Origin of the sequence: Viridibacterium curvum, from assembly GCF_039544165.1 — a bacterium.
GTDB lineage: Bacteria > Pseudomonadota > Gammaproteobacteria > Burkholderiales > Rhodocyclaceae > Viridibacterium > Viridibacterium curvum.
Genome location: NZ_BAABLD010000002.1, coordinates 376,840 through 394,711 on the forward strand (window position 1 = coordinate 376,840; position 17,872 = coordinate 394,711).

A 17,872-nucleotide genomic window follows, 5' to 3' on the forward strand; every position below is an offset into this window, starting at 1 on the left:
ACTCTCGCCCTTGAGCGCCGAGAATCAATGCGCTACCTTTCTGCACGGGCAAGTGCTTGTTTCAACGTCACGCGTTCGCTACCCAGCAATACCGTTGATCTAAGGTTCCGCCGCCAGTGCACTTGACGCCGTATTTCGCAAACGGCACCCTGCGCCCCTCACTGGAGGAGGCGTGTCGCTGTGCAAAGTTCTTCACCGCTGGTTTGGCTAATCTGCTTGTTGTGGCTGGTGTTGCAATGTGCATCGATTCTGGCTTCGCACCGTTATCCCCAGACGGTCTTCTATAACGAGTTCGCTGCGGCGTGTGCCGTGATGGCTGTCGGCGCCATGCTGGCCTGGGTTGGGCCTGTACGTTGGCGGTTGTCGCCGATGACCGCGATGCTGGCTGTTCTGGCCGGTGTTGTCGCTGCGTGGGCGATGGCAGGGGCTGGTGGCGCGGCGACGTCTGTGCTGCTGTATCTCCTCGTGCCGATTGTTCTTGCAGTGCTTGTTGCGGCAGCGCTGAATGTCATGTCGCGCGAGCAACTGGTGCAGTGGTGTGCTTGGGGCATGCTCGTTTGTGCTTGTTTGCAATGTCTGGCGGGCGCTCTGCAGCTGAGTGGGTACTCGTACCCCGGCGTGATCATGGCCAAGCTGATGAACTCGGCTTTCGGCAACATTGCTCAGCAGAACCATTACGCCAACCTTTTGTGGCTGGGCCTGGTCTCGCTGACCTATCTGTGGGTGCGTGGTGTTTTCCCGGCGTTGCCGGCCTTGGTGTCGGCTGTTGCGATCAATGTGTTTGCGGCGCTGTCCGTGTCGCGCTCTGTGTGGTTGTACACCGCGCTGGTGCCGGTGCTGGGCGCTCTCTATGTTCGCCATATGCCGTCTGCCGAGCGCCGCAAGGTCTGGTCGGGTTTGGCGGTGCTGACCTTGCTGAGTGTGGCGACCCAGATCTGGCTGGCTTATGGCAATGCGCAGGCCGCGCTGGGTGTGACGTCGGCAATCGACCGGGTGGGGGAGAGCGGTTCCAACGGCCAGCGGATGTTCGACTGGATCGTTGCTGCGCGCACGGCGCTCGAACATCCATTCACCGGTGTTGGACCAGGCATGTTTGCCTGGCAGACCGCGCTGGCGAGCATTGGCCTGCCGCCTGAAAACTGGGTGCGTATCGGCGAGAACGCCCACAACACGGTGCTGCACTTCGCGGCTGAATTGGGGTTGGTATTCATCTTCGTCGCCGGCTTGCTGGTGCTGGCCTGGCTGTGGCGGCGCTGGCGCGAGACGCCGACGCTGGAGAGCTGGTGGGGCCTGGGCATTCTGGCGGTGCTGGCGTCGCACAGTTTCGTGGAGTACCCGTTGTGGTACGTCTATTTCCTGGTGCCGCTGGGGTGCGCCATCGGGGTGATCGATGCGGGTGACGAGCGGTTACCGAGCTTGCGATTCAACGCCTTGTGGCTGATCGTGCCGCTGGCTTTGGGTGCCGTGGTGCTGGGTTCGACCTGGGGTGACTATCGTCGGCTGGAGCAGGCCTACAAGACGCTCAATGCCGACACCTCGCCAGACTTGGCGACGGCTGCGCGGCTGGATGCTGTCGGCGCGTCGATTGGCGCGCATTCCCTGCTCGCGCCGCAGGCAGCGGTGCTGCGTTTGCGGGCCTGGCGGACCTCGGACGCCGACCGGTTGCCTGCCATCGTGGAAGTCTGCGACCGCATGCTGCCGCACAAGGTCCAGTACAACACGCTCACGGCCTGCATGGCGGCTTACACGATGGCTGATCGCAAGGCGGAAGCGGATCGCATCAACGAGATTGCCTGCGGAGCCTTTGCGCCGATCCACAGCAAGCCCTTCGTGGAATACGCGCAGAAGCTGTATCTGCGCAAGGACTGGGCCTTGCCGGACAAGGGGCGTTGCCTGTAATGCCGAACGGGTTGTTGATGCGGGCGTAGGGCCGGGTGTAGGTCCGGCTTCAGCCGGGGTTTTTGGGGAATCGGGGCATGGGTGTGCGACTGAAGTCGCACCTACGAAGAGGGTTGTAGGTCCGGCTTCAGCCGGACGCCTGGTGGGAATTGAGGCGGTGGTTGTGCGACTGAAGTCGCACCTACGGGGTTGGTGGGTCCGGCTTTAGCCGGACATCGGGGGCAGGAGCGAGGCTGTGATTTGTGCGACTGAAGTCGCACCTACGGGGTGGGAGGGGGCGATGAGTTATGCGCAGCTCCGCAGGGGGCGGGTTTCGGAGGCGTCCCGGGCTTATCTCGTCACCGCTGTCACCGCCGGGCGTGTGCCACGGTTCGAATCCTTGCTCGCGGCGCGGGCTGTTGTGCGTGTGATGCGTGGGCTTCATGACGAGGGTTGGGTCGAGTCGCGGGCTTGGGTGGTGATGCCGGATCATCTGCATTGGTTGTTTGTGCTGGGTGAAGAGGCTTCACTGGCAGGGGTCATGCAGCGATTGAAGGGTTCGAGTGCCAGGGCCGTGAATCTGCTTGAGGGACGTACAGGGGCGCTGTGGCAGAGTGCCTATCACGATCATGCGGTGCGGGCGGAGGAGGATTTGCGGGCCATTGCGCGCTACGTGGTAGCGAATCCGTTGCGTGCTGGTCTGGTGACGGATATCGGTTTGTATCCGCATTGGGATGCGGTTTGGCTGGATCCGCTTGTGGGGTGAAGGGGGGAGGTCCGGCTTCAGCCGGACGCCTGGCGGGGATCGGGGCGGGGGGCGGTCTTTGTGCGACTGAAGTCGCACCTACGGCGTGGTGGGTCCGGCTTCAGCCGGACAGAGGTCGCACCTACGGGTTGATAGACCTGGCTTCAGCCAGACGTCTGGCGGGGGTCGGGGCGTGGGGCGTGCGACTGAAGTCGCACCTACGGGGCGGGGGGCGGTCTTTGTGCGACTGAAGTCGCACCTACGGCGTGGTGGGTCCGGCTTCAGCCGGACAGAGGTTGAACCTATGGGTTGATAGACTTTGCTTCAGCTGAACGTCTGGCGGGAATTGGGGCGAGGGGGCGTGCGACTGAAGTCGCACCTACGGGGCGGGGGGCGGTCTTTGTGCGACTGAAGTCGCACCTGCGGGGTGGTGGGTCCGGCTTCAGCCGGACGATGGGGGCGGAGGGCTGCCGCGCCGACAGCAGGGCGTGGGGTGGGTATACTTCGCGCCACTTCATCGGCCTGCCTATCAATGTCCCCGGTTCGCTCGGTTCAATATCGCTCTCCTCTTGCCTACCTGCGTGCTGCCATCAGCCGCCGGCTGCTGCGTTTCGTTCTTGCCGGGCGTGATGCGCAAACTTTGCCCATGCATGTCGTGGTGCCGGGCGACGAGGTGTCGGACGAGATGCTGCTGGCGGGTATCCACGAAGGCGCTTTGCTGGAGCCGCTCTTCAAGCATTTCCTGCAGCCCTTCCATGCACGGTTCGCTACGGGCGTGGCACTGGATGTCGGTGCCAACATCGGCAATCACTCGTTGTACTTCTCGCGCTTCTTCCCGCGCGTGCTGTCGGTGGAGCCCAACCCGGTCACCTTGAACGTGCTGCGGGCCAACGCGGCACTGAGCGGCGCTGATGTGACGGTGTTGCCCATGGGTTTCGGCAATGCCAACGGTAGTTTGCAGTTCTGGTCGAACCGCGCTGGCAATCTCGGCGCTTCGGGCTTTGCCTTTGCCGACGGGCCGACGGGCGAGCGCAATGGTCAATCCATTGAATGCCCTATCCGGCGTGGAGACGAGGTGCTGGCCGAACTGTCGGCAGGCCCCGTCGCACTGATCAAGCTGGACGTCGAAGGTGCTGAACTCTCGGCCTTGCAAGGTCTGGGTGAGTGCCTGCGGCGCGATCAGCCACTGGTGATCTTCGAATGCCTGAAAGCGGCCGGCGAAGGTGGTGGTGATGCGATCTTCGCGTACCTGCGTGAGCGGGGGTACGACCGCTTCTTCGTCGTCGAAAGCTCGGTCAGCGCAGCGCGTCGTCCTGTCGGTGGCTGGCTGCGGCGCTTGCTGCAGGGCGAGCGGGTTGCGCTGCGTGCGGTCGACAAGCCCGTCGAAGGCGAGCCCTGGCTGATGGTGCTGGCGCTGCCAGTCGGCGCTGTGCAGCCGGTGGGCGCAGCCTGATGCGCATTCTGCTGGTCATCCCGACCGTGTTCGGAGGCGGGGCCGAGCAGGTGGCTGCTGTGCTGTCGCGCGCCTGGAGTGACGGGCACGAAGTGAGTGTGATTGCCTGGCAGGCGGCGGGTGAGTCGCTGGACTTCGGCGTGCCCGTGCAATTCACCGGCCTGGGCGTGCAGAGCGGGCTGTGGCGCAAGCTGCGCAATGTGTGGCGGCGTGTGCAATGCCTGCGCCAGGCGCGCAAGGCGCAGCGTGCCGACGTGGTGATGGCCTTCATGGACGAAGCCGGCTTCCCCGCGATATTCGCCGGCTTGCTCGATGGGCAGCTGTCGCGCCTCATCGTCAGCATCCACCACAATCCGCGCTGGCTGCCTGCATGGCGTCGAGCACTGCTGGCCTTGCTTTACCGCTTGCCAGGGCGTGTGGTGGCGGTGTCCGCAGGGGTGCGTGACGAGTTGGTGGCCGGGCTGCACTTGCCGGCGGCACGTGTCACCAACATTCCCAATCCCCTCTCGTCTGCGTCGGTAGATGATCCCGTGTCACAGTCCCTCGCTGCGCGCCTGCGCCCTGGCTACCTGTTGGCGGTTGGCCGACTCGATTTGCACACAAAGGGTCTCGATCTGTTGCTCGATGCCTGGGCCGGATTGCCTGCCGGGCGGCCGCGGCTGGTCATCGTGGGGGAAGGTGGTGGGCGTGCCTGGCTGGAGGCCGAGATTGCTCGGCGCAACGTGCAGGGCGAAGTCCTGTTGCCGGGTTGGGTGCGAGATCCGTCGCCGTTCTACGCCAATGCACTGGCGCTGGTGTCGGCTTCGCGTTTCGAAGGCTGGTCCAACGTGTTGATGGAGGCGATGGGGCAGGCCTGCCCGGTTGTCGCGACGCGTTGCCCGCATGGCCCGGCGGAGATCCTCGGCGAAGGGTTTGCCGACTGGCTGGTGCCGAGTGAAGATGTGATGGCGTTGCGCGCGGCCATGCTGCGCATGCTTGCCATGCCCGAGTCCGCGCGCGCCGCGCTGGGTGAGGCGATGCGCCTGCGCGTCCAGCAGTTTGATGTGAGCGTCATCGCACCGCGCTGGTTGGCCCTCGCCGGGCAGATGCAAGGAGCTTCGGCATGAGTTTGCGCGCCTCGGTGAGCTACCTTTTTGTACGCGCTGCGGCCGGCATGCTCGGCATGCTGGCGTTGTCGCTGTTCGTGCGGGGGCTGGGTCCCGAACGGTACGGGCACTTCGCACTGGGCATTGCCGCAGCTGCGCTGGCTTCAAACCTTTTGATCATCCCCCTCAACAGCACACTGGCGCGGCTGTATGGCGAGGCAGAGCTGCGGCGCCCCTTGCTGGCCACAACGGCCGGCATCGTATGGCTGGCCGGCGCTTTCTGCCTGCTGCTGGCGCTGGTGGTCGAATTGCTGGGCCTGAGCTGGTTGCCGAAGTGGGTGCTGCCTGCTGCAGCGGTGTTCGCTGCGTCGCAAGGGGCCGTCGACTACGCGGCGCAGACTGCCACCTCGGCGCTGCAGCCCGCGCGCTACGGCAAGCTGCTGCTATGGCGTGCAGTGGGGATTTGCGGGCTGGGCATCACCGCGTTGCATGCTGGCGGTGGCGTGCTGGGTGTGCTGATGGGCATGGCGCTGGCGAGCATGCTGGGTGTGCTGCTGAGCAACAGCGTCAGCAGTCTCGATGCCGCGGAATTCGACCCCAAGCTGCTGCCGCGCATTTCGGCATTCGCCCTGCCTCTGGTGGGCAGCTGTGCGCTGACCTACCTCTTGCAGTGGGGCGATCGCTACGTGCTGGCCCACAACGTCGAGATGGCCGATGTCGGGCGCTACAGCGCGTTGGCCGACCTCACCACACAAGCCTTGATGTTGCTGAGCAGTGGCCTGAGCTCGGCCTGGTATCCCCGCGTTGTGCAGGCCTGGGGCGCGGGTGATCGTGATGAGGCTGAGCGGCTGATGTCGCGTTATGCCTTGATGGGGCTGGCTTTCCTGCTGCCGGCCGGATTGGGGTTGGCGTGTACCCTGCAGGGGATTGCGGCGGTGCTCTTCGGTGGCGAATACGTGGGCTTGCCGGCGGCATTGCCGGTGATGCTGGTGTTGGCGGCTTGTCTGTCCGTCAGCAAGAACTTTTTCTTTGACGTGCGCATCCTGCTGGCCGAGCGTGTCTGGAGGCAGGCTGTCGGCATCGCGCTGTCAGCAGGTGTGGCCTTGCTGGTCATGTTCGGTACGGTTGGTCGCCTGGGGGTGTTGGCGGCGGCCTTGGGGCTGCTGTCCGGACAGCTGACGGGCATCCTGTACAGCATCGTCGCCGGGCGGGGGGTATTGCGTTTGCGCATTGATCTGCGTGCCGCGTGCATTGTCGTCGCGGGCTGCGCCGCGATGGTGGCTGTGCTGTTGTACTGGCCTGCGGGCGGCGGAGTGGTCTCGCTGGCCTTGCGCATTATGGCGGGCGCATTGACCTACGGCCTGGTGCTGCTGGCTTGCGATCTGGACGGCATACGCGGTCGCTTGCTGGCGGTCTGGCGGGGGGCGCGATGAAGGTCGTGTTGTTCGCCAATACCGACTGGTTCCTCTTCAACTTCAAGCTGGCTTTGGCCAAGGCGCTGCGCGAGCGGGGAGACGAAGTGATCCTGCTCAGCCCGCCGGGGGAGTACGGTTCGCGCCTGCGGGAGCTGGGCTTCCGCTGGGAGCCGTTGCCGGTGTCGCGCAGCGGTGTGAATCCTGTGGCAGAGCTGCGTGCCGTGGCCCGCATCCACCAGCTCTATCGCGCCGTGAAGCCCGATCTTGTGCACCACTTCACCATCAAGTGCGTGATCTATGGATCCTTCGCGGCACGCTTGGCGGGTGTGCCGCGCATCGTCAACTCGGTGACAGGGCTGGGCTTTGCGCTGCTGGCGGATACGTTCAAGGCGCGTTGCATTCGCCCCCTGGTGCTGGGGCTTTACAGACTTGCCTTGCGTGAGACAGATGTGGTCTTCCAGAACTTCGACAACCGTCGCACGCTGGAGTCTCATGGTGTGCTGGCCAATAGCCGTGTGCATGTTGTGGCCGGGGATGGCATCGATACCGGGGTGTTCGTGCCGACAGGTGAGTCAGGCAAGGAGTTGCGCGTGTTGATGATGGCGCGCCTGCTGCACTCCAAGGGGATTGCGGAATTCGTCGCCGCAGCGCGGCGGCTGAAGACTGAACTGCCAGGGGTGCGCTTCGCGCTGGCCGGCTCGCCTGATGCGGGCAACCCGGAGAGCGTGACGGACGCTGAACTCGCCGCCTGGAAGGCCGAAGGCGTCGTCGACTTCCTCGGTCACCGCAGCGATGCGCTGGCGCTGAACCAGGCGTGCAGCGTCGCCGTGCTTGCCAGCACTCAGGGCGAAGGCATTCCGCGCGCGCTGCTGGAAGCGGCGGCCTGTGGCAAACCGCTCGTGGCGACGGACGTACCGGGGTGCCGGGAGCTGGTGGTGGATGGCGAGACGGGCTTCCTGGTGCCACCTGGCGACGCCGTGGCATTGGCCGAGGCTTTGCTGAAGCTGCTGCGTGACGCGTCCTTGCGCGAGCGGATGGGGCGGGCGGCACGGCAGCATGTTGAAGAGGATTTTTCGGATCAGCGCGTGAATGCACGCATGTTCGAGATCTACGGGGCCGCGCATTGATGGCACAGGCAAGCTATCTGCTGCTCGCATTCCTGCTCACTGCCGTTGCGTGCTGGGGCTTTGCAGAGCTCGCACGCATCGCGCCACAGCTGCGCCTGCTCGATCTGCCCGACGAGCGCAAACAGCACGCGGCTGCCGTACCCGTGGTGGGTGGGCTGGGCATTTTCGTCGGGCTCCTGCTGGCCGCCTTGTTGTGCGGGCAGGCCTGGCCGCTCGAGGTGCTGTTGCCGTCGCTGAGCCTGTTCCTCGTGGGTCTCGTCGACGACCTGCGTGGCATGCGTGCCCTCGTCAAGTTGCTGGCCCAGGTGCTGTGTGCCTGGTGGCTGGTCGAGCTGACGGGCGCCAGCCTGTACGCCCTGCCGATGCCCTTTGCTTACGGTCACTGGGTGCTCGGACCGCTGGCGACGCCATTGACGGTGCTGCTGGTGGTGGCGCTGCTCAATGCGATCAACATGATCGACGGGCTCGACGGCCTTGCCGGTGGCTGCCTTGCCATCGCAGCGCTGGGCATTGCTTACGCTGCGTGGGTGGTGGGGCGTGCTGATCTCGGCGTCTCGGCACTGGCCCTGTGTGCGGCGCTGGCGGGCTTCCTGCTGTGGAATGCGCGCCTGCCCTGGCAGCAGCGTGCACGCCTGTTCCTCGGCGATGCCGGTGCGCTGGGTGTCGGGCTTGTCCTGTGCTGGTTGATGTTCCGCCTCTCGCTGACGCCGGGTGGCACGCGTGTGCCGGTGACGGTAGCGCTGGCACCCTTGGCCGTGCCCTTGATCGACATGGTGGTGGTGGCGTTCTGGAGACTGGCAGAAGGGCGCAATCCCATGCAGGCGGACCGTGGTCATTCGCACCACCTTCTGCTCGGCCTGGGCCTGTCGGCTGTTGGTGCGGTACGCCTCATCTGGATCGCTTCGGCCCTTGTCACGGTGCTCACCTGCGTGGCCTGGCGCGCCGGGGTGGCGGAAGGGCGCCTGTTGGGCGTGCTGCTGCTGGCCGCCGTGTTGCACATGGTCTGGTTCCGTCGCAGCTGGCTGGCTTTGCGACGTAGCAAGGAGAATGTGTGAGGGTGACGCAGTGAAAGTACTGTTCCTCGCCAGCGGCCTCGGACTCGGCGGTGCCGAGACGGCGCTCGAACGCCTCGTCCCTGCGCTGCAGGCGCGTGGTGCGCACTGCGTTGTGGCGTCGCTGCGCGAACGTGGTGTGGTGGGTGAGCGCATGGCGCAGGCCGGCCATGCGGTGCACGCGCTGGGGATGCGTCCGCCGCTGCCGTCGTTGCGTGGCCTGTTGCGGTTACGACGGCTGGTGCGCGAGGTCCAGCCTGACGTCATTCAAGGCTGGATGTATCACGGCAACATCGCCGCACACGCCGCAGCCTGGTTTGCGCCGCAAGCCAGCGTGCTGGGGGCGATCCATCAGACGCTGGGCCGTCCCGAGCTGGACCCATGGACCACGCGGGCCGTCATCGGGCTGGATGCACGCCTGTCGCGCCGCATGGCCCGCGTCATCTATGTGGCAGAAAGCGCTGTGAGGCAGCACGTGGCGCGTGGCTACGCTGCGGACAAGGCCTGCGTGCTGCCCAACGGCTTTGATCTCGCGCGCTTCACGCCTGACGCTTCCGTGCGACGGCAGCAGCGGACCGCCCTCGGCTTTGGTGACGGAGACCTGGTGTTCGGTTGTGTCGGGCGCTATCACCCGGTCAAGAATCAGGCAGCTTTCCTGCGCGCGGCGGCCATCGTAGCGTCGCGACTGCCGCAGGCGCAGTTCGTGATGGTTGGCGATGGTTTGTCGCCGGGCAATGCCGGGCTGGATCCGCTGGTCGCTCACCCGGCTCTGCATGGACGGGTACAACTGCTGGGCGCGCGCGACGATATCCCGGCGCTGATGACGGCGCTCGATGCCCTGGTGCTGAGCTCCCTGTCCGAAGGGCTGCCCAATGTCGTGGCCGAGGCCATGAGCTGCAGCGTGCCTTGCGTCGTGACCGACGTGGGCGATGCGGCGTGGATGGTGGGGGAGACGGGCTGGATCGTGGCGCCCGGTGATGTCGAGCGTCTGGCTGCCGGTATGACTGCTGCGGCAACTGCGCCGGAATCGGAGCGGATTGCGCGCGGTGAGGCAGCCCGTGCGCGGGTTGCCTCGACCCTGTCGATCGATGTCGTGGCGGACGAATACCTGCGGTTGTACCGCGGTCTCCGCCAAAGCTGATCAGGTCTGCTTCATCAGCTTGTCGAAGTTGTCGGCGTGTTCTGCGTGGTGTTCTTCGAGCATCTGGCGGAACTGATTGACCATGTTGTCGATATCAGCCTTGCTGTTGTCTTTCATGGCCTGGCCCGAGGCGCGATCAATCGCCGTGCACCAGGCCGAAAAGCGGGACAGGGCGAACATGAAGGAACCATTGACCAGCATGATGTTGGTCTTGCCATCGCATTGCTTGTTGGCGAGGTGGATGTAGTCGTTGGCCCGGTCGTAGAAGGCGGGATCGACGGGAATCTGGGACATTCTGTTTTCTCCTGTGGTTTGTCTCCGGCGCGGATTGTAGCCGCCCGGGCATTCCGGTCAGCGGGCAGTGCAGCACGCCGCCAGTTATAATCCGCCTTTCACCGTTCCCGCAGTTTTCGCGCAATTTCCCATGTCCTCACTGAATACGCTCACCGCTCTCTCTCCGCTCGATGGTCGCTACGCCGGCAAGGTCGAATCCCTGCGTCCCCATTTCTCCGAGTTCGGACTCATCCGCAACCGGGTACGCGTCGAGGTTGAGTGGTTGAAGGCGCTTGCTGCGTCGAGCGACATCCCCGAAGTGAAGCCCTTTTCGGCCGTCACTATTGCCGAACTGGACGCCGTGGTTGCGAATTTCTCGGTGGCCGATGGCGATGCAATCAAGGCCATCGAAGCGACCACCAACCACGATGTGAAGGCCATGGAGTACTGGCTCAAGGAGCGCTTCGCGAACAACGCCGAAGTCGCCGCTGCGTCCGAATTCATCCACTTCGCCTGCACTTCGGAAGACATCAACAACACCTCGCACGCCCTGATGCTGCAGGAAGCCCGTGACCAGGCGCTGTTGCCGACCATCGACAAGGTCATTACCCGTTTCGTCGAACTTGCGCACGACCTCGCCGAAGTGCCCATGCTGAGCCGCACCCACGGCCAGCCGGCCAGCCCGACCACGGTCGGCAAGGAGATGGCCAACATCGCCTATCGCCTGCGCCGTGCGCGCAAGGCCATCGCCGGTGTCGAGATGACGGCCAAGTTCAACGGTGCCGTCGGCAACTACAACGCGCACCTCTCGGCTTACCCGGAACTCGACTGGGCTGCCTTCAACCAGCGCTTCATCGAATCACTGGGCCTGACCTTCAATCCCTACACCATCCAGATCGAGCCGCATGACAGCATGGCCGAGCTGTTCGATGCGCTCGCCCGCCTCGATACCATGCTCATCGATGCCTGTCGCGATATCTGGATGTACATCTCGCTGGGCTTCTTCAAGCAGAAGCTCAAGGCAGGCGAAGTCGGCAGCTCGACGATGCCGCACAAGGTGAACCCGATCGACTTCGAAAACGCAGAAGGCAACTTCGGTGTCGCCAACAGCGTGCTGCGTCACTTCAGCGAGAAGCTGCCGATCTCGCGCATGCAGCGTGACCTCACCGACTCGACGGTCCTGCGCAATATGGGCGTTGGCTTCGGCCACGCTTTGCTGGGCCTGGACTCCTGTCTGCGTGGTCTCGGCAAGCTCGAATGCAACCCGGCTGCGCTGGCAGCAGACCTGAACGATGCCTGGGAAGTGCTCGCCGAGCCGATCCAGACAGTCATGCGTCGCTACGGCATCCCCAAGCCTTACGAGCAGCTCAAGGAGCTGACGCGCGGCACAGGCATCACCAAGGAAGCGCTGCAGGCCTTCATCGCCAGGCTCGCCATTCCCGAAGCGGAAAAATCGCGTCTGCTGGCCATGACGCCCGCCAGCTACATTGGCGAAGCGGCCAAGCTGGCCAAGAAGATCTGACGCGGACTGACGCCACGCATGATGGACACGCGGCCCATCGGCGTATTCGACTCCGGTGTCGGCGGCTTGTCCGTGCTGCATGAGATCCGTCGCCGCTTGCCCCATGAGTCGCTGATCTACTTTGCTGACTCCGGTTTTGCGCCCTATGGCTCGCGCTCGCCGGAAGACATCCGCGAGCGCTCCCGCGTCATCACCGATTACCTGGCTTCACGCGATTGCAAGGCCATCGTCGTGGCCTGTAACACCGCCACCGCTGCGGCGGCGACCATGCTGCGCGAACGCCACCCGGGCCTTCCCGTGATTGGCATGGAGCCAGCCGTCAAACCCGCCACCGCCGCGACACGCAGTGGCGTGGTCGGCGTGCTGGCGACCGTGGGCACGCTGGCAAGCTCACGCTTCGCGGCTTTGCTCGACACCTTTGGCCAGGAGGTCACGGTGCTGACCCAGCCTTGCCCGGGACTCATGGAGTGCGTGGAGCGCGGCGAGCTTGATACGCCCGCGACGCTGGCCCTTTTGCGCAGCTACATGCAGCCGCTGCTTGATGATGGTGCCGACGTGCTGGTGCTGGGTTGCACGCACTATGTCTTCCTGCGCGAACAGGTGCAGGGCATTGCCGGGCCGGAAGTACGGCTCATCGACACCGGCGCTGCCGTCGCGGCGCAGCTGGAACGCAAACTGATCGAATTCGGTTCGCGAAGCGCGGAGGAGGGCGGCCGCCCTCCCGAGTTCATTGTCACGGGCGATGCCAGCCGCATGAACCGTACCCTGCAGAGCCTTTGGAGCGCAGACGCCCGCTTCTCGGCGTTTGCGTGAATCCTCAATGAATCACCTGTCGGAGAACTGATCGATGAACCAGATCTGGTTGTGCCTGCTGATCACCTGTTTCATGCCCTACCTTTTCGCGGCTGCAGCCAAAGCCAGTGGCGCCAGCGGCGGCCGCCGCTATGACAACAGCGATCCACGCACATGGCTGGCGGGTCTCTCGGGCTGGCCGGCGCGCGCGCAGGCGGCTCAGGCCAACAGCTGGGAGGCGCTCGCCATCTTCATTGCGGGTCTGGTCGCGGCCTTGCACGGTGGCGTGCCCGAGGCGGATATCGTGTTCTGGAGCTGGTGGTTCGTGGTCGCTCGGGTGATTTACGGAGCGCTCTACATTGCCAACCTGGCCACAGCGCGCAGTGTCGTGTGGCTTCTCGCGGTCTATGCCCCGCTGCACCTGATAGCAAGGGTGCTTTAGGTCAAGGTGAAGGCCGTTCCGGCCGATAGATTGGTGTGAGTTTCGTCACGCTGCCTTGGGGTGGCGCAGGCGTTTGAATCGGGCAAGACCGTTAAACTTGCGAAATTTGCAAGCCACGCCCGATCCCGTTTCAATCTTTGAAGGCAACCAATGGCCATCAGTATCGATACCTGCGCGGCAATGCACATCGGAGACCGCTCCGAGCAACAAGACCGTGTAGGCATGTTCCCCCATCCCAGCCGCCCCGGATGCATGATCGCGGTGCTGGCCGATGGCATGGGGGGGCACTCCGGGGGCGCCATCGCCGCCGAGCAGGTCGTTCTCAAGGCCAAACAGAATTTTTCGGCCTATGCGCCGTCCAGCGAGTCGCCCGTCGAATTCCTCAGGGAGGTCATCGACGACGCGCATGCCGTCATCAAGCTCACGCGCTTTACCAGTGAGGCCGATCCGCACAGCACCGCCGTTGTCATGATGCTGCGCCCCGGCCATGCCGACTGGGCACACTGTGGCGACTCTCGCCTCTATCACTTCCGTAACGGGGCGCTGGTCGCCCGCACGCCGGATCATTCCCTGGTCGAAGAGCTACTGCGTGCCGGCCGTATTACGCCTGAACAAGCCGAGGTGCACCCCCAGCGCAACCTGCTGCTGTCCTGCCTCGGTGCCGAGGCGCCGCCCAAGATCGAGGTCGGCGGCACAACCGCTCTGCAGGCGGGGGACGCGTTCATCCTGTGTTCCGATGGCCTCTGGGCTTACTTCAGCGACGAGGAAATGGGCCGCATCCTCTTTGAAAACGACGCCCGCACTGCTGCGCGCCAGCTGCTCGATCTCGCCCGTGCACGGGCTGAAGGTGGCGGAGACAACCTCTCGATGGCCATCGTCAAGGTTGTTCCCGTCTGAAAGCCTTTACGATTCAATGCCTTGGATTGCGCCCGAAAATATTTGCCGAAATCGCTAAAGTTTCTGGCAGCACCGACGTAAAGATTCTTGTGGATTGACTTCCACGCATCGACTCTCTCCTTGAAACCGCCTCGCAAGAGGCGGTTCTTTTCTTGATTTTCAGCGTTTTGAGCGCTACGACAAGAAGTCCCGGGGTCGATGACGCATTCACTACAAGAGGTGTTTCAGATGGGTCGTTCGCACACACATTCACTCGAAGCACAAAGCCAGCTGACCCGGCTGCTGGCCCTCAATGCGTTGTTCGACGCTGCTCGCGCGGGTAATGAAGGCGCTTTTGCTGCCGCGCGTGTCCAGGCTACCGTCTCCGCAATCAACAAGGCTGATCTGGTCGACCCGGCCAGCGACGCCGACCTGCAGCGCTGCTACAGCGCCTTGCTCGACGCCTCGGAACCGCCCGCACACCTGAGCTGATCGCGCGCACATGAAAACCTGACGGCTTGCTTCGGCAGGCCGTTTTCATTTGTGGTCTCGCGTCTCCGGCAGACCTGCTGATCGCGTTACAAGGCTGTCACAAAGCGTGTCCCGCGTAATGCCAGTCCGAATAGGCTGGCCTTTCCGCATTTTTTCCCCACGGTCGAACTTGCCGCCCCGGCAAATAATGCCCTTCACTCCACAGGTGGATTTTCCTGTGCTCCCGGCTTGATCCTTCGGCGTCAGGCCGCCCCCCGAGGGGGCCAGGAAAATCTTGGGGCGGCACGGTGATTTTCTTGAGCTTCCGACCATGGCTGAAGACAGCGATCTCGAAAAAACAGAACCAGCGTCAGGCAGGAAGCTGGAGCAAGCGCGCGAAGAGGGCAAGGTGCCCCGTTCGCGCGAGCTGTCGTCTTTTCTCGTCCTCGTCGCCGGTGTGCTCTCCATCTGGACCAGCTCGGGCTGGATCTATGAGCGCTTGAGCAGCGTGATGCGACACGGGCTGAGCTTCGACCATCAGGCCGCGTTCTCCAGCGACATCATGACCAGCACGATGCTCAGCCTCAGCGCGGATGGCTTGCTGGCGCTGGCGCCCATCCTCGTTGTCGTTGTGGTGGTGGGGGTGGTCTCGCACATGTTGCTCGGTGGCGTGGTCATCAGCAGCAAGTCTTTCCAGTTCGACCTGACCCGCATGGACCCCATCAGTGGCATGCGTCGTTTCTTCTCGGTCAACGGCCTCATCGAACTCGTCAAGGGCACGGTCAAGGCGGCATGCATCCTGGGTATCGCCGGCGCCATCGTGTGGAAACAGCGCGTCGAAATCCTCATGCTGATGAGCATGCCGCTGCATTCCGGCCTCATCACGTTCATGCAGATGCTGGTGCTGGCATCGCTGGCCCTTAGCGCCTCGTTGGCCCTGATCGCAGCCATCGATGTGCCGTACCAGGTATGGCATTACTTCAAAGAGCTGCGCATGAGCAAGGCAGACGTGAAGCAGGAGAACAAGGAGAGCGAAGGCGATCCGCAGGTAAAGGGCAAGATCCGCCAGCGCCAGAACGAGATGGCCCGCCGCCGCATGATGGATGCCGTGCCCAAGGCCGACGTGGTGGTGACCAACCCGACGCACTTCGCCGTGGCGCTGAAGTACGACGCCGGCCGCATGGGCGCACCGACCGTGGTGGCCAAAGGTGCTGACCTCGTTGCCAAGGCGATCCGCGACCTCGCTGCCAGGCATGCCGTCCCCATGCTTGAAGCACCACCGCTGGCGCGTGCGCTGTTTCACCACGCAAAGGTTGACGAGCAGATCCCCACCGCGCTCTACACCGCGGTGGCCGAGGTGATGGCCTACGTCTACCAGCTCAATGAATTCCTGGTCGGCAAGGGTTTGCCTCCACAGGCGCCGAACGCGATTGCCGTACCCGCTGGCATGGACCCTTTTGAGGGGCGCATTGATGACGAGGGCGCCGGGCTTGTCGCTCGCTGAGAAACCAGATGGCTACCAATACCCTCGACCTGAAGCAGATCTTTACGCCATCGAACATCCGGCAGCTCGCAGCGCCGATCCTGCTGCTGCTTGTGCTGTCGATGATGGTTTTGCCGCTGCCGGCATTCCTGCTCGACCTTTTCTTCACCTTCAACATCGCGTTGTCGATGGTCGTGCTACTGGTGGCGATGTACACCCGCAAGCCGCTGGATTTCTCGATCTTCCCGACCGTGCTGTTGGTGACGACGCTGCTGCGCCTGTCGCTCAACGTCGCATCGACGCGCGTCGTGCTCATCGATGGCCACAAAGGCGGTGACGCGGCAGGCAAGGTGATCGAGGCCTTCGGCCACTTCCTCGTCGGTGGCAATACGGCGGTAGGCGTGGTGGTCTTTGTCATCCTCACCGTCATCAACTTCGTCGTCATCACCAAGGGCGCAGGCCGTATCGCTGAAGTCGGCGCACGCTTCACTCTCGATGCCATGCCCGGCAAGCAGATGGCCATCGATGCCGACCTCAATGCCGGGCTCATCGACGACGCCGAAGCCAAGCGCCGCCGCTCCGAGATCGCGAACGAAGCCGACTTCTACGGCGCCATGGACGGTGCCTCCAAGTTCGTACGCGGTGACGCAGTAGCCGGCATCATGATTCTGCTGATCAACATCGTCGGCGGCCTCATCATCGGCGTGGTTCAGCATGACATGGATATCGGCCGTGCCACGCACGTGTATACCTTGCTGTCCATCGGCGACGGTCTGGTCGCGCAGATTCCCGCACTGATCATTTCGGTCGCTGCAGGTCTGGTGGTGTCACGCGTGGGTGACGATGTGGACGTCGGCGCACAGTTCGTGAATCAGCTCTTCACCAATCCGCAGATCATGGTGATGACGGCCGGCATTCTGGGGCTGCTGGGTCTCATCCCCGGCATGCCCAATCTGGTCTTCCTCACCCTCGCTGGGGCAATGGGTTACCTTGCTTGGTGGCAGAGCCAACGTCGCGAGACCGAGGTCAAGGAACCCGTCAAACCTGCCGCCGAAGTGGTCGCCACGGCCGCCGAGATGGAGGCCAGCTGGACCGACGTGACGCCTGTCGACGTACTGGGCCTTGAAGTCGGCTACCGCCTGATCCCGATGGTCGACAAAGCGCAGAACGGTGAGCTGCTGTCGCGCATCCGGGGCCTGCGCAAGAAGTTCGCGCAGGAGATCGGCTTCCTCGCTGCGCCCGTGCACATTCGCGACAACCTGGAGCTGCGCCCCAATCTCTATCGCATCACACTCAAAGGCGTCGAGATAGGGCAGGGCGAAGCTTTCCCGGGTCAGTTCATGGCCATCAACCCCGGTCGCGTGGTGGGGCGTTTGCCCGGCAACGAGACCAAGGATCCCGCTTTCGGCCTGCCCGCCGTGTGGGTGGATAGTGCCTTGCGTGATCAGGCCCACGCGCTGGGGTATACGGTGGTCGATGCCAGCACCGTGGTGGCGACGCACATCAACCACGTCATCCTGTCGCACGCGTCCGACCTCCTTGGCCGGCAGGAGACGCAGGCGCTGCTCGACCACATCGCCAAGGATTCGCCCAAGCTCGTCGAAGATCTCGTGCCCAAGGCGCTGCCCCTGCACGTGGTGCAGAAGACCCTGCAGTACCTGCTCGAAGAAGGCGTCAACATCCGCGACATGCGCAGCATCGTCGAAACGCTCGCCGAGTTCGCGCCGCGCACGCAGGATGCTGTCGAACTCGCAGCCCACGTGCGTACGGCGCTTGGCCGCGCCATCGTGCAGGGGCTTTTCCCGGGAAGTGCCGACATGCAGGTCATCGCGCTGGACCCCGGACTCGAACGTTTGTTGTTGCAGGCCATGCAGGGCTCGAGTGCCGATTCGGCAACCATCGAACCCGGTCTGGCCGAAACGCTGTTGCGCGACACCGCAGCAGCTGCCCAGCGTCAGGAAGACGCCGGGCAGCCCGCCGTACTGCTCGTGCCCAATGCGTTGCGCTGGCTGCTGTCGCGTTTCCTGCGTCGCTCGGTGCCCTCTCTCAAGGTTATCGCCCACTCGGAAGTGCCTGAAACTCGCACGATCCGCGTCACGGGCGTCATAGGAGGCTGA

Annotated in this window: 16 protein-coding genes; 15 read left to right on the forward strand and 1 reads right to left on the reverse strand. The window is 63.9% G+C overall.

Annotation, left to right across the window (positions count from 1 at the left end):
- Positions 1 to 180: 180 nt before the first annotated feature.
- The 8 genes from ABEA02_RS02960 to ABEA02_RS02995 all read left to right on the forward strand — a co-directional run bounded on the left by ABEA02_RS02960 (position 181) and on the right by ABEA02_RS02995 (position 9,896).
- Positions 181 to 1,899: a PglL family O-oligosaccharyltransferase gene (locus ABEA02_RS02960; protein WP_345531334.1), complete on the forward strand. Its 1,719-nt coding sequence runs from the start codon at positions 181 to 183 to the stop codon at positions 1,897 to 1,899.
- A gap of 280 nt (positions 1,900 to 2,179) precedes the next feature.
- The gene (locus ABEA02_RS02965; RefSeq protein WP_345531335.1) at positions 2,180 to 2,644 is read left to right on the forward strand and encodes an REP-associated tyrosine transposase; all 465 of its coding nucleotides are present in this window, start codon (positions 2,180 to 2,182) and stop codon (positions 2,642 to 2,644) included.
- A gap of 511 nt (positions 2,645 to 3,155) precedes the next feature.
- Positions 3,156 to 4,076 carry an FkbM family methyltransferase gene (locus ABEA02_RS02970; protein ID WP_345531336.1) on the forward strand — a complete coding sequence of 307 codons (921 nt, stop codon included), beginning with the start codon at positions 3,156 to 3,158 and terminating at the stop codon, positions 4,074 to 4,076.
- The gene (locus tag ABEA02_RS02975) at positions 4,076 to 5,182 is read left to right on the forward strand and encodes a glycosyltransferase (protein WP_345531337.1); all 1,107 of its coding nucleotides are present in this window, start codon (positions 4,076 to 4,078) and stop codon (positions 5,180 to 5,182) included. Before ABEA02_RS02970 ends, ABEA02_RS02975 begins: the two co-directional genes overlap by 1 nt.
- On the forward strand, positions 5,179 to 6,594 hold the full coding sequence (locus ABEA02_RS02980) for a lipopolysaccharide biosynthesis protein (protein WP_345531339.1): 1,416 nt from the start codon (positions 5,179 to 5,181) through the stop codon (positions 6,592 to 6,594). Before ABEA02_RS02975 ends, ABEA02_RS02980 begins: the two co-directional genes overlap by 4 nt.
- Positions 6,591 to 7,703, forward strand: coding sequence for a glycosyltransferase family 4 protein (locus ABEA02_RS02985; protein ID WP_345531340.1), 1,113 nt, complete (start codon positions 6,591 to 6,593; stop codon positions 7,701 to 7,703). Before ABEA02_RS02980 ends, ABEA02_RS02985 begins: the two co-directional genes overlap by 4 nt.
- Positions 7,703 to 8,758: a glycosyltransferase family 4 protein gene (locus tag ABEA02_RS02990; protein WP_345531341.1), complete on the forward strand. Its 1,056-nt coding sequence runs from the start codon at positions 7,703 to 7,705 to the stop codon at positions 8,756 to 8,758. Before ABEA02_RS02985 ends, ABEA02_RS02990 begins: the two co-directional genes overlap by 1 nt.
- 10 nt (positions 8,759 to 8,768) lie before the next feature.
- Complete coding sequence (locus ABEA02_RS02995; RefSeq protein WP_345531342.1) at positions 8,769 to 9,896, forward strand: glycosyltransferase; 1,128 nt, start codon at positions 8,769 to 8,771, stop codon at positions 9,894 to 9,896.
- On the opposite strand, the gene ABEA02_RS03000 is transcribed toward ABEA02_RS02995, so the two are convergent.
- Positions 9,897 to 10,190, reverse strand: a complete 294-nt coding sequence (locus tag ABEA02_RS03000) for a DUF3144 domain-containing protein (RefSeq protein WP_345531343.1) — start codon at positions 10,188 to 10,190, stop codon at positions 9,897 to 9,899.
- Between the two features lie 130 nt (positions 10,191 to 10,320).
- On the opposite strand from ABEA02_RS03000, the gene purB reads away from it, so the two are divergent.
- The 7 genes from purB to flhA all read left to right on the forward strand — a co-directional run bounded on the left by purB (position 10,321) and on the right by flhA (position 17,872).
- Positions 10,321 to 11,691, forward strand: a complete 1,371-nt coding sequence (purB, locus tag ABEA02_RS03005) for an adenylosuccinate lyase (protein WP_345531344.1) — start codon at positions 10,321 to 10,323, stop codon at positions 11,689 to 11,691.
- 18 nt (positions 11,692 to 11,709) lie between these two features.
- Positions 11,710 to 12,504, forward strand: coding sequence for a glutamate racemase (gene murI, locus ABEA02_RS03010; protein WP_345531345.1), 795 nt, complete (start codon positions 11,710 to 11,712; stop codon positions 12,502 to 12,504).
- A 34-nt stretch (positions 12,505 to 12,538) separates the two neighbouring features.
- Entirely contained in the window at positions 12,539 to 12,925 is a 387-nt protein-coding gene (locus ABEA02_RS03015; RefSeq protein WP_345531346.1) for an MAPEG family protein, read from the forward strand.
- 150 nt (positions 12,926 to 13,075) lie between these two features.
- A complete protein-coding gene (locus ABEA02_RS03020; protein WP_345531348.1) occupies positions 13,076 to 13,822 on the forward strand; it encodes a PP2C family protein-serine/threonine phosphatase in 747 nt (248 codons plus the stop codon).
- Between the two features lie 228 nt (positions 13,823 to 14,050).
- Entirely contained in the window at positions 14,051 to 14,293 is a 243-nt protein-coding gene (locus ABEA02_RS03025) for a hypothetical protein (protein WP_345531349.1), read from the forward strand.
- 310 nt (positions 14,294 to 14,603) lie between these two features.
- Positions 14,604 to 15,776, forward strand: coding sequence for a flagellar biosynthesis protein FlhB (gene flhB / locus ABEA02_RS03030; protein ID WP_345531350.1), 1,173 nt, complete (start codon positions 14,604 to 14,606; stop codon positions 15,774 to 15,776).
- A gap of 8 nt (positions 15,777 to 15,784) precedes the next feature.
- A complete protein-coding gene (flhA, locus tag ABEA02_RS03035; RefSeq protein ID WP_345531351.1) occupies positions 15,785 to 17,872 on the forward strand; it encodes a flagellar biosynthesis protein FlhA in 2,088 nt (695 codons plus the stop codon).

Bases quoted from the DNA above. Each gene is read 5' to 3' on its own strand.
- ABEA02_RS02965 (WP_345531335.1), top strand. From the start codon at position 2,180: ATGAGTTATGCGCAGCTCCGCAGGGGGCGGGTTTCGGAGGCGTCCCGG.
- ABEA02_RS02970 (WP_345531336.1), top strand. From the start codon at position 3,156: ATGTCCCCGGTTCGCTCGGTTCAATATCGCTCTCCTCTTGCCTACCTG.
- ABEA02_RS02975 (WP_345531337.1), top strand. From the start codon at position 4,076: ATGCGCATTCTGCTGGTCATCCCGACCGTGTTCGGAGGCGGGGCCGAG.
- ABEA02_RS02980 (WP_345531339.1), top strand. From the start codon at position 5,179: ATGAGTTTGCGCGCCTCGGTGAGCTACCTTTTTGTACGCGCTGCGGCC.
- ABEA02_RS02985 (WP_345531340.1), top strand. From the start codon at position 6,591: ATGAAGGTCGTGTTGTTCGCCAATACCGACTGGTTCCTCTTCAACTTC.
- ABEA02_RS02990 (WP_345531341.1), top strand. From the start codon at position 7,703: ATGGCACAGGCAAGCTATCTGCTGCTCGCATTCCTGCTCACTGCCGTT.
- ABEA02_RS03000 (WP_345531343.1), bottom strand. From the start codon at position 10,190: ATGTCCCAGATTCCCGTCGATCCCGCCTTCTACGACCGGGCCAACGAC.
- purB (WP_345531344.1), top strand. From the start codon at position 10,321: ATGTCCTCACTGAATACGCTCACCGCTCTCTCTCCGCTCGATGGTCGC.
- murI (WP_345531345.1), top strand. From the start codon at position 11,710: ATGATGGACACGCGGCCCATCGGCGTATTCGACTCCGGTGTCGGCGGC.
- ABEA02_RS03015 (WP_345531346.1), top strand. From the start codon at position 12,539: ATGAACCAGATCTGGTTGTGCCTGCTGATCACCTGTTTCATGCCCTAC.
- ABEA02_RS03020 (WP_345531348.1), top strand. From the start codon at position 13,076: ATGGCCATCAGTATCGATACCTGCGCGGCAATGCACATCGGAGACCGC.
- ABEA02_RS03025 (WP_345531349.1), top strand. From the start codon at position 14,051: ATGGGTCGTTCGCACACACATTCACTCGAAGCACAAAGCCAGCTGACC.
- flhB (WP_345531350.1), top strand. From the start codon at position 14,604: ATGGCTGAAGACAGCGATCTCGAAAAAACAGAACCAGCGTCAGGCAGG.
- flhA (WP_345531351.1), top strand. From the start codon at position 15,785: ATGGCTACCAATACCCTCGACCTGAAGCAGATCTTTACGCCATCGAAC.